This window comes from Parafrankia sp. FMc2 (assembly GCF_041008525.1).
Taxonomy (GTDB): domain Bacteria; phylum Actinomycetota; class Actinomycetes; order Frankiales; family Frankiaceae; genus Parafrankia.
Window position 1 is genome coordinate 22,707 of record NZ_JBFLUG010000075.1, and the last position, 13,990, is coordinate 36,696.

At 70.1% G+C, this 13,990-nt stretch carries 12 protein-coding genes; 5 read left to right on the forward strand and 7 right to left on the reverse strand.

Annotation, left to right across the window (positions count from 1 at the left end; all coding sequences use genetic code 11):
- Nucleotides 1-18: 18 nt before the first annotated feature.
- Nucleotides 19-1,212, reverse strand: coding sequence for a CaiB/BaiF CoA transferase family protein (locus AB1460_RS22995; protein WP_368964022.1), 1,194 nt, complete (start codon nucleotides 1,210-1,212; stop codon nucleotides 19-21).
- Between the two features lie 75 nt (nucleotides 1,213-1,287).
- Here AB1460_RS22995 and AB1460_RS23000 point away from each other — a divergent pair, with 75 nt between their 5' ends.
- Both AB1460_RS23000 and AB1460_RS23005 read left to right on the forward strand, forming a co-directional pair.
- Nucleotides 1,288-2,871 (forward strand): MFS transporter, encoded by a 1,584-nt coding sequence (locus AB1460_RS23000; RefSeq protein ID WP_368964024.1) that lies wholly within the window; start codon nucleotides 1,288-1,290, stop codon nucleotides 2,869-2,871.
- 116 nt (nucleotides 2,872-2,987) lie between these two features.
- Complete coding sequence (locus AB1460_RS23005; protein ID WP_368964025.1) at nucleotides 2,988-3,539, forward strand: HtaA domain-containing protein; 552 nt, start codon at nucleotides 2,988-2,990, stop codon at nucleotides 3,537-3,539.
- A 121-nt stretch (nucleotides 3,540-3,660) separates the two neighbouring features.
- Here the strand turns inward: AB1460_RS23005 and AB1460_RS23010 are convergent, their stop codons facing one another.
- The 6 genes from AB1460_RS23010 to AB1460_RS23035 form a co-directional block, all read right to left on the reverse strand.
- Nucleotides 3,661-4,542, reverse strand: a complete 882-nt coding sequence (locus AB1460_RS23010; RefSeq protein WP_368964026.1) for an HpcH/HpaI aldolase/citrate lyase family protein — start codon at nucleotides 4,540-4,542, stop codon at nucleotides 3,661-3,663.
- Between the two features lie 54 nt (nucleotides 4,543-4,596).
- A complete protein-coding gene (locus AB1460_RS23015; RefSeq protein ID WP_368964027.1) occupies nucleotides 4,597-5,826 on the reverse strand; it encodes an ABC transporter substrate-binding protein in 1,230 nt (409 codons plus the stop codon).
- A gap of 96 nt (nucleotides 5,827-5,922) precedes the next feature.
- Nucleotides 5,923-7,395 carry an aldehyde dehydrogenase family protein gene (locus AB1460_RS23020; RefSeq protein WP_420497344.1) on the reverse strand — a complete coding sequence of 491 codons (1,473 nt, stop codon included), beginning with the start codon at nucleotides 7,393-7,395 and terminating at the stop codon, nucleotides 5,923-5,925.
- Nucleotides 7,396-7,528: 133 nt separating this feature from the next.
- The gene (locus AB1460_RS23025) at nucleotides 7,529-8,470 is read right to left on the reverse strand and encodes an FAS1-like dehydratase domain-containing protein (RefSeq protein ID WP_368964029.1); all 942 of its coding nucleotides are present in this window, start codon (nucleotides 8,468-8,470) and stop codon (nucleotides 7,529-7,531) included.
- Between the two features lie 126 nt (nucleotides 8,471-8,596).
- Nucleotides 8,597-9,967 carry an FAD-dependent oxidoreductase gene (locus AB1460_RS23030; RefSeq protein ID WP_368964030.1) on the reverse strand — a complete coding sequence of 457 codons (1,371 nt, stop codon included), beginning with the start codon at nucleotides 9,965-9,967 and terminating at the stop codon, nucleotides 8,597-8,599.
- Nucleotides 9,968-10,126: 159 nt separating this feature from the next.
- Nucleotides 10,127-10,960 carry a mycofactocin-coupled SDR family oxidoreductase gene (locus AB1460_RS23035; RefSeq protein WP_368964032.1) on the reverse strand — a complete coding sequence of 278 codons (834 nt, stop codon included), beginning with the start codon at nucleotides 10,958-10,960 and terminating at the stop codon, nucleotides 10,127-10,129.
- 128 nt (nucleotides 10,961-11,088) lie between these two features.
- Between AB1460_RS23035 and AB1460_RS23040 the strand changes: the two genes are divergently transcribed.
- From AB1460_RS23040 to AB1460_RS23050, 3 genes are all read left to right on the forward strand, one after another.
- Nucleotides 11,089-12,564: a flavin-containing monooxygenase gene (locus tag AB1460_RS23040; RefSeq protein WP_368964033.1), complete on the forward strand. Its 1,476-nt coding sequence runs from the start codon at nucleotides 11,089-11,091 to the stop codon at nucleotides 12,562-12,564.
- A complete protein-coding gene (locus AB1460_RS23045) occupies nucleotides 12,561-13,529 on the forward strand; it encodes an alpha/beta hydrolase (RefSeq protein WP_368964035.1) in 969 nt (322 codons plus the stop codon). Before AB1460_RS23040 ends, AB1460_RS23045 begins: the two co-directional genes overlap by 4 nt.
- A 62-nt stretch (nucleotides 13,530-13,591) precedes the next feature.
- The coding region (locus tag AB1460_RS23050; RefSeq protein WP_368964036.1) for a winged helix-turn-helix domain-containing protein at nucleotides 13,592-13,990 on the forward strand (399 nt) is incomplete at its 3' end.

Sequence of the window (13,990 nt, forward strand, 5' to 3'; positions counted from 1 at the left end):
CCTCCTCGGACAGGACGGTCAGACGACGCCGGCGTCGCGCAGCCGCGCGATCGCCTCGACGCCGAGGCCGAGCTCGGCGAGCAGCGTGTCGGTGTGCTGGCCCAGGTCCGGCACGTCGCCCATCACCGGCTCGGTGCCGGCCAGGCCTATCGGCGGCAACAGCGCGCGGAACGGGCCGCCAGGAGCGCGAACCTCACGCCAGCGGTCCCGTTCGCGCAGTACCGGGTGCTCGATGAAGTCGGCCACCTGGTTGATGGGCGCGTTCGCGATACGCAGCCGGTCCAGCAGCTCGGCCACCTCCGCGCCGGTCCGTCGAGCGAACGCCGCATCCACGTGCTTGTCGAGCTCAACGCGATGGGCGACGCGATCAGCCCCAGTGCGGAACCACGGATCATCGGCCAGCGCAGCGTTCTCAAGGAACTCGGCGCAGAAGCTCCGCCATTCGACGTCGTTCTGGATGGAGAACAGAACCTCGCTCCCATCAGCGGCGACGTAGGAGCCGTACGGCGCGATGGTGGCATGGTGCGCGCCCAGGCGCGGCGGTTGCGCGCCGGTGAACTCGGCGTAGTACGCTGGCTGGCTCATCCACTCGGCCAGCGCGTCGAACAGCGACACTTCGACCGGCCTCGCCACGCCCGTGGTCGCTCGGGCGAGCAGGGCGGCAAGGACGCCGGAGAAGGCGTACATCCCGGCCGCGATGTCGGCCACCGAGATCCCGACCCGGGCGCCCGACTCCGGGGTGCCAGTGACCGAGACCAGGCCGGTCTGGCACTGCATCAGCAGGTCGTAGGCCTTTCGCTGAGACCACGAACCCGAGCTTCCGTAGCCGTTGACGGCGCATCCGATCAACCGGGGGTTGAGCTCGGCGAGCGCGTCGACGCCGAAGCCGAGCCGGTCCACCGCGCCGGGGCCGAGGTTGTGCACGAAGACATCGGCCCGCGCGAGGAGGTCGCGCAGCACCTGGCGCCCTTCGAGCGCCTTGACGTCCAGGGTGAGCGATTCCTTGCCGCGGTTGAGCCAGACGAAGTAGCTCGACAGCCCGTACACGGCGCGGTCGTAGCCGCGGGCGAAGTCACCGGACCCGGGCCGCTCGACCTTGATCACCCGGGCGCCGAGGTCGGCCAGCTGCCGGGTGGCGAACGGCGCCGCCACGGCCTGCTCCAGGCTCACCACCAGGACGCCGTCGAGCGGGCGCGCTGTGGTGTCGGACACGGCGGACACTCTATCTACTATCATCCTCTTATGATGGTGCAATAAATCACGTCTTCAGTTAGCCAAGCTAGAACTGTGAGGAGCGCCGCGCTGAAGGTCCAGGAAGCCACAGCCGGCGGCGCCGTGCCGTCGACCGGTCAGCGCGGCTCCCGCGCGGTCTTCCCGGTTCTCGCGCTGGTCGTGGTCGCGGTCAACCTGCCGCAGTCCGTGGTGGTGCCGGTCCTGCCCGGGCTCCAGGAGAGCTACGGATCCGACCCGGTGACCGTCACATGGCTGATCACCGGGTTCCTACTCTCCTCCGCCGTCGCCACTCCCCTGATGGGACGGCTCGCCGACACCTACGGCCAGCGGCGGATCCTCGCCGCGGCGCTGATCGTCCTGTCGGCCGGGTGCTTGGGCGCGTCGCTCGCCCCATCCATTGGATGGCTGATCGCGATGCGCGTGGTGCAGGGCATCAGCGGCGGCGCCGTGCCGGTGACGTTCTCGGCCCTTCGTGTGGCTGTGCCGCCCAAGCAACTCAGTTACGGCGCCGCGGTACTGGCGACGGTCGGCTCGATCGCCTTCTCCGTCGGCATCGTCGTCGCCGGCCCGCTCCTGGTCTCGACAGGCCGAGCCGCGGTCTTCCTGCTTCCCATGGTGCTCGCCGTCGTGGCGCTGGTCGGTGTGCTTGTCGTCATGCCCGCCGGGGCTCCCGAGACCCGGACGGCGGGTGGGCGCTTCGGCGTGCTCCCGGTGGCCCTGTTCGGGGGTGCCCTCGTGTGCGCGCTGCTCGCCATCAGCCAGAGCACGAACTGCGGCGGGACGTCACCGATCGTGCTCGCCCTCATCGGCGGCTGCCTGGTGCTCGGATTCGCCTGGGCGCTTCAGGAACGTCGCGCCACCGTGCCGTTCATCGACCTGAGGATGATGCGCCGCCGCGGTATGTGGACCGCGAGCCTGGTCGCCTTCCTGGCCGGGGTCGGGCTCTTCGGCTGCGCGGCAGGCCTCCCCCGCCTGCTCCAGGCGCCGCCGGAGAGCGGTGCCGGTGTGGGCGCGAGCCTGCGGGAGGTCGGGCTGCTGATGTCGCCGATCGCGTTCTCCGCGTTCCTGACCAGCCTGTGCACGGGCCGGCTCTACCAGCGCTTCTCCTCGCGCGCCCTGGTGGTCGCGGGCGGCCTGGTGAGCGGGGCATCGTTCGCCGGGCTCGCCTTCTGGAACGGTGAGCGGTGGCAGGTGGTCGCCTGGTGCGTGCTCCAGGGCATCGGCAACGGGCTGATCCTCTCCACGGTCGCCGCCGTGGTCATGAACTCCGTCCCGGCGAACGAGACCGGGGTGGCGAACGGGATGAACACCAACATCCGCACGCTTGGCGGCTCGCTGGGCGCGGCCGCGACCGCCTCGATCCTCACCGCGTACGCGAGCTCTTCGGCCGTTGACGGCGCGGGCCATGCTGGCGGCTCGGGCAGCGCGGACTTCGTCGACGGCACGGGGTATGTCGCCGTCTTCCTCGTGCTCGCCGGCGCGATGGTGGCGTCCGCGGCGGCGGCCGTGCTCATACCGCGCGACCCGACGCGGGCCCCCGGCCGGGAATCGGAGCCCGCGGCCAGCGGCGGCGGTCCCGGTCACGCCGACTCGACGCCGACGCCCACGCCCACGCCCACGCACCGGGAGGCGAGGTAGCGCGTGCCACCCCTGACCCGTTGTTCGAAGGTAAATCTCGTTTCCTGCCACGCTGGACCGCCACGTGTCGTCCGCTGTCGGTCAGGCTGGTAGCCGAGCACTGTTGGAGGAGCCCCTTGAACGCCGGAAGCGAGCCATCCACCACCACCCCTTCCAGCCAGGACGCGTCTCCCAAAGGGCTCGCGCACGGCATGCGGTGGGGTCTGAAGAAGTCCTTCATCGAATACGTACGCCGGATGCCCGACGGCCGCGGTTCGGTCGGCGACGGGGCGATTCCGGTCGGTGCGGATGACCTGTTCTACGAACACGACGCCGTGAACAGCACCGAGAGGGGGCCCGACGGGCCGTGGGTGCTGGCGTTCCGGGGCGACGTCCGGTTCAGCGGGCACTACGGGATGCTTTTCGTGCGTGTCGCGCACCCGTGGCTGGAGATGGACGGCGACGCCGGCGTGCTGAGCATCGAGGACCCGGGTGCCCGGAACGGCGCGCCGCGGGTACGGCTGGCGACCGCGACCCTGCGGCGCCTGGGAGACCGCAACGGCACCGAGCTGTGGGGCAGCGACGACGTCGCGCTCACCGCCGAGGGGGTGGAGCTCTTCAACGACGTGTACGCCGAGGGAGAGCCCTTCGAGCCGCTGCTGGTACAGCTCCCGGTCAGCGCGGGTTGATCTCCGGCCACCGCTAGGCGTTCTCGGCGGCGGCCATCCGGGAGGTGGCCATCCGAGCGATGGTCACCCGGACACCGGCCACCCGGACAGCGGTCACCTCGGCGGTGTCACCTGGGCGGTGTCACCCGGCGTCCGCCGGGACCCGGGCGAGCGTGCGGCGCGCGGCGACGGCGAGCGCCTCATCGATCATCTGGCCGTCCAGCGAGACGGCGCCGAGGCCGAGCGCGTGCGCCTCGTCGAGTACCGCCACGATCCGGCGCGCCTTGCTGACCTGGTCGGATGACGGCGTGAAGGCCGCGTTGACGGCCTCGATCTGGCGCGGATGGATGACCCATTTGCCATCGAAGCCGGTCCGCGCCGCGTGGTCGGTCGAGGCGGTGAAGTCGTCGCCGACGTCGACGCCGAGGTAGGGCCCGTCGATGGCCGCGAGCCCGACGCCGCGGGCCGCGACCAGTACGTCGTGCTGCGCCGCGAGCCAGGTCATCGACGCACCGGCGGCCGGGCGCCCGAGGGACGCGCCGAGGTCAGCGTAGCCGATGATGACCGCGCGCAGACGGGGGGTCACGGCGACGATCTCCCGCAGGTTCGAGAGCCCGCGGGGCGTCTCAATCAGGGCCTGGATGGTCGTCGGCTCGCGGCGCCCGACGCGGGCCTCGACGCCGTCGAGGAGCCGGTCGATGAACGCCAGATCACCGGCGGACTCGACCTTCGGGATCACGAGGGGCCTCGCGGGGCCATCCACCGAGGCGCAGGCCACGACGTCCTCGTGACACCACGCGGTACGCACGGCGTTGACCCGGATCGAGAGAGAGCGCGCCGACGCCGCACCCGAAGGCGAGGCCGCGAGGGTCGCCGTGACCACCGACCGCGCCGCGTCCTTACCGTCGGGCGGAACGGCGTCCTCCAGGTCGAGCACGATCTCGTCCGCGGCCGAGGCCAACGCCTTTTCGATCATGCGCTCGTTCATACCCGGCACACACAGGCAGGAGCGGCTGGCGTTCATCAATTCTCCTGACAGTTCATCGTCCGGGCCGCGCCGCGGGACTCTCGCGTGGTGTCATTCGCTTGCGGACTGACGGATGAGCCTTTCTCCGCACCAGGATGGGTTGTCGGTGCCCGCCACCCGCTGCGGCACGAACTGCTGTCCAGCCGGGTCGACTTTCACGAAGAAATAACACGGCGAGATCACGCCGAAGTCCTTCTCCATGTCGACTGTTCCCGGCAGCAGACCGCCGGCATCGTAGTCGCTGACCGCGCGAAGACCGGCGACGAACGATCCCCGGGTTGGGCACGGACCAGCGGCCTCAAGACCACGAACCATGAGGTCCGCCGAGATATACGCCTGAATGGCGGCCTCGGTGTCGGTCTCGGCCAGCTGCGGGGTGTGATTCAGTAGCGCCGCGCGGAATTTCTCGATCGCCGGGACGTTGCTCTCGAAGGGCAGGTAGGGCAGGTAGACGCTCATTCCAGCGAGCCCGGTACCGAATTCGCGTAGCAGCCCGGAGTCATATCCACTGATGCCCAGGATCGCCTTCAAAGGCAGCCGGGCCGCGTTCACCGCCTGGACCACCGGAGCGAACGAAGGACCCAGGATTCCGCCCAGCAGGACGTCGGCACCGCTCGCCGCGATCCTGTCCGCCAGCCGGGACGCGCTCCCGACCGACGCCGAGAACGGCTCCTGGCCGACGACCGTTATGCCCTGCGACTGCATGCTGAGCTCCAGCGCGTCACCGAGTGATCCGGTGCCGGCTCCGTCATCGACCAGGAAGGCCTTCGTCCCCCCGGCCTGTTTCACGTACTCGCCGAACGTGGTGACCGTGTTCCCGTCGCCGTACCCGTAGGAATGCGAGAACATGTTGCGGTGCTGGGTCCAGGTCACGTCGGTCGCGGGCCCGACCACGGGCACGCCGCTGTCGTCGAGGTACTGCGCTGACCCGGCCGAGACGAGGGTGATCTGCAGGAGTGCGAAAGCGCTCTCGTTCTCGACGAGATCCCTGGAGGCGCTGAGATTCACCCCCGGGTCGGACGCGTCGTCACGCCATTCCACCTCGACCTGCCGCCCGGCCACACCACCGCTCTCGTTCTGCTGGGCCATGCGCGCCTCGACCGCCCCGCGAGCCGGGGACATCAGAGACGCGTATGTACCGGTGTCGGGATAGATGAAACCCACCTTCACGCTGCCCTGTGTTACGCCGGGAGCGCTCTCGCAGGAACTATTCACGGCAGGTTCCGGCGGGTCACCGCCGGTGCATGCGGCCGTGGCCGCGAGCAGCGCGACAGCGGTCACGGCCGTCGCATTTCTCACTATCGGACGGGCGGATAAGATACGCACTCCAATCTAGTCGTCACGGAACACAGATCAGCACGGCCGCGCAGGAGTTGTTCAGTCGAAGCTGATGCTGAAGTACTGCGCCTCCTGGTACTCGCGGATACCCTCCCGGGCGCCCTCGCGGCCCAGACCGCTCTGCTTCACGCCTCCGAACGGTGCCGAGGGGTCCGAGACCATGCCCCGGTTCACGCCGACCATCCCGGCCTCGATCGACTCGGCGAGGCGCAGCGCGTGCTGGAGCCGGCCGGCGTAGACGTAGGCCGCCAGGCCCAGCTCGGGCTCGTTGACGAGGCGCAGCAGCTCGGCCTCGTCCTCCCAGGTGACGATGGGGGCCACCGGCCCGAAGATCTCCTCCCGGAGGATGGCCGCGTCCGGTGCGACGCCGGTCAGAACCGTCGGCGGGTAGTACCAGTCACCGAGGTCCTCGGCCTGATGGGCCACCCGGGCTCCGGTCGCCAGCGCCTCGTCGACCAGCCGGGCGACATCGTTCCGCGCGGAGCCCGAGACCATCGGTCCGATGTCCGCGCCGGATGTCGCCGGCCCCACGGTGAGCGCCTCGACCGCTGCGCCGAATCGGGCGGTGAACTCCGCCGCGACGTCGGCGTGGACGTAGAACCGGTTCGCGGCGGTGCACGCCTGACCGCCGTTGCGGAACTTGGCGATCATGGCGCCGGCGACCGCCGCGTCCAGGTCAGCGTCCGCGGTCACCACGAACGGCGCGTTGCCGCCGAGCTCCATGCTCACGTTGACGACCCGCTCGGCGGCGCGGGCGATCAGCCCCCGGCCGACGCTGGTCGAGCCGGTGAAGGACAGCTTGGCCACCCGGGGGTCCGCCAGCCAGCGGTCGACCACGCCCCCGGCGTTGCGGGTCGGGACCACCGTGACGACACCGCTGGGTACCCCGGCCCGCTCCAGGATCCGCGCCACCGCCAGCGCGGTCAGCGGCGTGAGGGCGGCGGGCTTGAGGATAACGGTGCAGCCGGCGGCGAGAGCCGGGCCGATCTTGCGGGTGGCCATCGCGGCCGGGAAGTTCCACGGGGTGACCAGCGCGGCGACGCCGACGGGCCGGTGGGTGACGATGGTCCGAGCACCACCCCCGGCCGGCGCCGGCCCGTATCGGCCCTCCGATCGGGGTGCCTCCTCGGCGTACCAGCGGAAGAACTCGGCGGCGTACGCGGCCTCGGCACGGCCATCCGACGCGGACTTGCCGTTCTCCCACGAGATCAGCGCGGCCAGCCGCTCGCCATCGGCGATCATCAGCTCGTAGGCGCGCCGCAGTACCTCGGCCCGTTCGCGGCCCGAGGTCGCACTCCACGCGGGCAGCGCGGCGGCGGCCGCGTCGACGGCCGCGGCGGCCTCCGTCGCGGTGCCGTGGGCGACCTCGGCGATCACCTTCTGGGTTGCCGGGTCCTGCACCGGAAACCGGTCGGCTGTCGGCCACCACATGCCCGCGATCAGAACGCCCCGGTCGAGTTCGAGGTCGTCGACGAGTTCCTGCGGATGGGGTCCAACGGGTTCTGATGGCATTGGAGGTCCTAACGGTTCGTGGAAGCAGGAGGTCGGGCGCGCCCTCCCCCGCGAACAATCGACTGCCCTTCAGTGGCCTTGAAGGGCAGTCGATTGCTCGCTTGCGGTCGGTCGGCGTCGCCCTCGTGCGGTGTCAACCTCCATGGGTGGTCACCGTCATGCGGGCGCAGGTTCGGCCCTGGCTGGTCGCCTCGACGGTGAGCGTCCCGTCGGCCGGCGTCCCGTCGGCCGGCTTCGAGGTGATGGCCACCTCGTGACCTACGTAGGCCGGCGAGGTCAGGCGGTAGACGATCTTGCCGGATGCCACGGCGAGCTGGCGCCGGGCGTGCTCCGCGCACCACAGCACCAGCAGCGGCCCGTGGACGACGAGCGCCGGGTGGTGCTCCACCTCGCGGGTGTAGGCGGCGTCGTAGTGGATGCGGTGCAGGTTGTAGGTCAGGGCGCTGTAGGCGAACAGGTACCGCTCGTCGGCAACGCGTGTCTCAAGCGGCTGGTCGGTCTGGCAGACCCGGGCGGTCTCCCGCGACCGAGCGGTCTGACTGGTCTGAGCGGCCTGAGCGGTCTTGGAGGCTTCGCCGCTGGCCGGCCTGGGCGGTGCCGGCGCCCCGACATCGGCCGCCCGCCGGTAGACGATGTTCCGCAGCTCGCGCAGCCGTTCCTCGCCCGCGACGGTCCACCTGTGCTCCTCGGTGACCAGCAGGAGGGTGCCCGAACGGCCCTCGCGGATGCGGACGTCCGCCACCTGGGAGGTCCGCACCGCCTCATCCCCCACCCGCAGCGGCGCCGTCAGCTCGACGGTGGCTCCGCCGAACATCCGGCGCCGGTCGGCCAGCGGCGGCAGCAGCGCGCCGGATCGCGGGTGCCCATCCGCGCCGAGCGCGTCCATCCCGACAGTGTCCCGGAGGTGGATCTCGTGCCACAGCGGCGGCAGCGGGCCGCCGTCGCCAGGCGCGGGCACGCCGAGCAACGCGGCCAGCTTCTCGGTCGGCCCGGACTCCAGCCGACCCGTCGTCACGCTCGGTCCGGGACGCCAGGACGCGGCGATCTCCTCGAACTCGGTGGCGGCGACGCTCACGTGACGATCACGTCCTCAGTTGGCCGGTGAAGCCCTGGGTAGCCGGTGGATGGCCGAGCCATCAAGCCCGAGTCAGCCGAGCAGCCGTTCGGCGTAGTCGCAAAGCCGTGCTGCTCGCGCGGGCGGTCAGCGCGGGACGACGGCCCTACCCAGCTTGTCCCAGTTCGCCGTGATCGCGGACACGACCTCGTCGCTGGCGAGCCACTCAGGCGAGCGCAGTAACTGGGTGGTCTCGCGATAGCGGATGTAGCGGTCCGGGTCCTGCGCCATGTACGCCGCGAGCCGGTCGGAGAAGTCCGACGAGCTCGGGTCGACCTGCCGCGGTTCGCCATCCACCGTGTACTCGACGCCCGGGATGCGGTGGTCCATGGTGTTGGACGAGTTCCAGCAGTACTTGATCAGGGTGTCGGCCTTGGCGTAGAAGCGCGCGGGCAGCCCGGTCAGCTCGCCGGGCCGCTCGGTGACCTGCGCGGCCAGCTCGTCGCGCAGGTCGCGGGCCTCCAGCGCCGCCGCGGTCATGCCCTGACCGTAGACGGGGTTGAACCCCATCCAGGCGTCGCCGACGGCGATGAATCCCTCGGGCCGCTCGGGCTGGCCGGCGAAGTCGCGCAGCCGGCTGCGGGTGTCGCGCCACAACGAGACCGGCTCGGGGAACTCGACTTCCTCCAGCGCCTTGTCGAGCTCGGGTACGCCAATGGAGGAGACGAACGCGCGAAGGTCCTCTTCCTTGCGTGGTGGATGGTCGCCGGCTGCGCCCTGCACGGTGAGGATCCACCGGCGTTCGCCCTCGACCACCCACATCGCCATCGCGCGTGAGGCCGATGCCGGAGATAGCGCTCCGTCACCGAAGGGCGTGACGGCGAGTGCCCGGAAACCGGGCCGCCAGTTCTCCGGCACGCGCAGGAAGGTCGAGGAGTAGCCCCAATGGGCGTTGACGATCTCCTCCGTCGGAGCCGGGTAGCCGAGTTCGGCCAACCACTCGACGGCCCGCGAGAATCGGCCGCTCGCGTCGATGACGAGGGCGGCGTCGAGCTCGCGATCATCGAAGGTGCGCACACCGGTGACCCGGTCATCCGCGGCGATCAGGCCGGTGACCTCGACCCCGGACTCATACCGGACGTTGGGCAGCAGTTGAGCCCTATCCCGCAGCGCCTTCTCGATCAACGGCCGGCTCGCCATCAGGAACTCGAGCATTGACGCGAACCGCGGCGACCAGCCGACCCGGTCAAGTCGCATCACGTCATAGGCCGAGTCGAGGCGGGCCGCTCCCATGGCGAAGGCGTGCTCGGAGAAGCCGGGCAGCAGTTCATCCATGGCTTTGCGGCCGGCGGCGAGGAGCGCGTGGAAGTGCGCGCCCTGCGGTACGCCCTTGCGGAAGACCGCGGCCTCGGGGAGAACGTCCCGGTCGAGGAGCAGCACCTCGTCAAAGTGGGGCGCCACCGCGGCGGCGGCCAGCGTCCCGGCGATGCTGCCGCCGATCACGAGAGCGCGGCTCAAGCTGGCTCCACCGTGAGAAGCGCCGCCGTCATTAGCGCCGCCGTCCGTCGGACCGCTGCCGTCAGTCGTGGTCATCCACCCTCCCACTATCGTGCAATTTCATCACTAGAAGCATAACAAGTCCAGCGGATGGCGGAGCGCGCGCCGTCGAGGCGGAGGTCAGGCGATGCTGATGCCGGCGTCGACGGTCATCGCCAGTCCGGTCACGAAACGTGACTCCTCCGAGGCCAGGTACACCACGGCGTGCGAGACCTCCACCGGATCCACCCACGGCACCGGAATCGCCATCCGGGGCAGGGACGCCGCCGCCAGGTCGTCGCGGCCGGGGTTCTCCAGGTCGGGCCGGGCCCGGCGGTACATGAACTCGTTGTGGATCATCGGGGTGTCGACCTGGGTGGGATGCACGCTGTTGACCCGCATCATCTCGGGCCCGAGCTCCAGCGCCATCGCCTTCATCAGCCCGACGAGCCCGGTCTTGCTGGCGACGTAGTGCGAGGTCTGGCGGGACGCGCGGATGCCCGCGCTCGAGCTGGTCAGGATGATCGAACCGCCCAGCCCCGATGCCCGCAGGTACGGCATCGAGACCCGGACGGTGCGCCACGCCCCAGTGAGGTTGATGTCGATGGTGTCCATAAACGCCGCCTCGCTCATCCGATCGAACGGGCCGACCGCGGTGAGCACACCGGCGTTGGCCACCACGACGTCGAGCCGGCCCAGCTCGGCCACGCCCTCGTCGACCGCCGCCGCTAGCTGGTCGAGGCTGCGCACGTCGGCCCTGCGGGCCACGACCCGGCGGCCGGCCTTCTCGACCAGCCGCGCGGTCTCGGCGAGCTCGGCCTCGGTCCCGCCGGGATAGGCCATCTCGGGCACATCGGCGCAGAGGTCGACGGCGATGATGTCCGCGCCCTCCTCGGCCAGCCGTACCGCGTGCGCTCGGCCCTGGCCGCGGGCGGCCCCGGTGATGAAGACGACCTTTCCGCTGACACGCCCCATATCTAGTTGATACCTTTCTTTAGTAGGGTTTCTAATCGTGTCAGCACCTTAGCCGCCGGAGCGGGCCCGCGGAAGTGCCTTCGATGGGAGTGCCCTCGATGGAAGTGCAACGAGAGGAAGGAAGCGCGGTGCGCGTGCGCGTCCTCGTCATCGGAGCCGGCATCAGCGGGCTGGCCATGGGCATCCGGCTGCGGCGCGCCGGTATCGACGACTTCGTGATCCTCGACGCCGAGGACGGTCTGGGCGGCACCTGGCGGGTGAACACCTACCCGGGGGCGGCGGTCGACATCGCTTCGACGATCTTCCAGTTCGGGTTCCGCACCCATCCGTGGCGCCGCACCCACGCCAACCAGGACGAGGTGCTCGACTACCTCGAACAGGTGGCAAAGGAGCACGGTCTGGAGCCGCACTTCGTCTTCGGCGGCCGCGTTACCGAGGCTCGATGGGATGACGAGGGCCACGGGTGGACGGTCACGACCGCCGACGGCCAGACGTACCGCGCCGACGCCGTCGTGAGCGCGGTCGGGCTTCTCAGCAACCCCAACGACCCCACCTGGCCGGGCATCGAGACCTTCCGCGGGCCGGTGATGCACACCCAACGCTGGCGGCCGGAGGTCGACCTGACCGGCCAACGGGTCGCGGTGGTCGGCGTCGGGTCGTCGTCCGCGCAGGTCGTGCCCACGATCGCGCCGGTCGCCCGGTCGGTGCACGTCTTCATGCGCGAGCCGGGATGGGTGCTGCCCAAGGGCGACCGCGCCTACGACGACGCGGAGTTCCGCCAGTGGTCTCGTCCCTGGTACCGACGCCTGGTCCGGGGCCGGGAGATCATGAAGAAGGAGTGGCGCAATCTCACCGGCCGGCCCAGCTACCACGCCGGCAGCAAGCGCAACCGCGCGATGGAACAGCTGGCCCGCGGCTACATCGACACCACGTTCGCCGACCGTCCGCATCTACGCGCCGCGGTCACGCCGACGTACCCGTTCGAGGGGAAGCGGGTGGTCCTGTCCAGCGACTATTACCCGGCGCTGCTGCGTGACAACGTGCACCTGGTTCCGCGCCCGGTCGCGTCGGTGACCCCATCCGGAATCGTCGACGCGGCCGGCTCGCATCACGAGGTCGACGTGATCGTGACCGCTACCGGGTTCACGGCCTCCGAGTACCTGGCGAGCTACGACGTCATCGGGCGAGGCGGTCGCCGTCTGCGCGAGACCTGGCGCGACGGCGCTTACGCCCACGCCGGGATGACCGTTCCTGGTTACCCTAGCTTCTATCTGCTGTTCGGTCCCAACACAAACGGCTCCGGCGCGGTCAGCGTCTTCTGGAAGGCGGAGATGCAGGCCGCCTGGGTAGTCGCGGACCTCAAGCGAATGGCCTGCCGCGGGCTAAGCGGCGTCGACACCCGCGCCTGGGCATGCGCGGCATACAACGCGTGGATGCAACGGCGACTGCGCCGCACGGTGTGGGCGACGTCGAACAACTACTTCAAGCATCCGTCAGGCCGGATCGTCACCCAGTTCGACGGCAGCATCACCCTGCAGTGGCTCATCCTCAAGCTCGGGCGGCCACTCGGGACCTACGGGCTGCGGCGTGAGGACTCCCGATGACCAGCTGGCGTGACTTACTTGACCCGGACTATGCCGAGGCCCTCGGCCGGCTGCCGGCAGTCGACTTCGTCAATTACGCGGCATTCCGGGCGGCCTCCGATGCCGCAGGTGCGACGCGGGCCGCGCAGGTGGACACCGCAGGACTGTCGGTCGAGGACCGCGAGGTCTGGTCGGCCGGGGCGTCAGCCCGCGTACGTGTCTACCGCGGTGACGGGGCAAGCGCTGACGGGGAGGCGCTGTCGCAGTCCGCCCTTTCGCAGCGGGCTCAGTCGCGGCCGGCCCAGTCGCAGCCGGCCCTGTTACACCTGCACGGCGGCGGTTTCGTCTGCGGCATGCCAGATTCCAGCCATGCGCGGATGGTCGAGCTGGCGCGGGAACTGGGCGTGGTGGTGGTTTCCGTCGATTACCGGCGGTCGCCCGAACACCCTTACCCGGCCCCATTGGATGACTGTGTGACGGCGCTGCGATGGCTGGTGGACAACGCGGACGTGCTCGGCGTGGACCGAGATCGGATGGCCGTGCACGGAGAGAGCGCGGGGGGCACTCTGGCGGCGGCGCTCGCATTGCGGGTGCGCGGCGAGATCGACCTCTGCTTCCAGTACCTCTCGGTGCCGATCACCGACGACCGGCTCGACAGCCCCAGCCAGCGACGATTCACCGATACGCCGATCTGGTCGCGGGCGGTGGGTGAGGTGGCCTGGCGGCACTACTTGGGCGAGCTGAAGCCAGGGTCCGATGATGTGCCAATCCTGGCCGCGCCGGGGCGAGCGGGCGTAGACGAACTGCGTGGCCTGCCACCGGCCTACATCGCCGTGATGGAGCTGGACCCGCTGTGCGACGAGGGTTTGGCGTATGCGGCCGCGCTCGCCGAGGCTGGAGTTTCGGTGGAGGCGCACCGCTTTCCCGGGGCCTTCCACGCTGCGTCTACCTCGGTACCTGACGCCGTGGTTTCGCGCCGCTACTGATGATTAATATGTGGTGTCACTATGTCTGGTGACGGCTGCTGGCGAGTGGGTAAACCTTTTACATGAGGTATGCGACGGGTGGCGGGTTGACGCCCGCCGAGCAGGTGGAAAGGGAACGGGTCCGGATGGCCGCGGCCGGCCGTTTCGAGGAGGGCGCGACACGAGCGGAGGTGTCCCGGGAATTCAAAGTCACCCCGAAAACAGCGGGCCGCTGGTACCAGACCTGGGAATCAGGGGGTGCGGCCGCGTTGCGGTCGACCGGCCCGTTGTCGGCGTGCCGGTTGGATGATCGGCAGCTGGCCCGGTTGGAGGCGATCCTGCGGAGGGGGCCGGGGGTGTACGGCTGGGACGACCAGCGGTGGACGTTGGCCCGGGTCGCGGACGTGATCAGACGGGAGTTCGGGCTCACCTACACGCTGCCCGGGGTGTGGATGCTGCTGGACCGCAACGGCTGGTCGTGC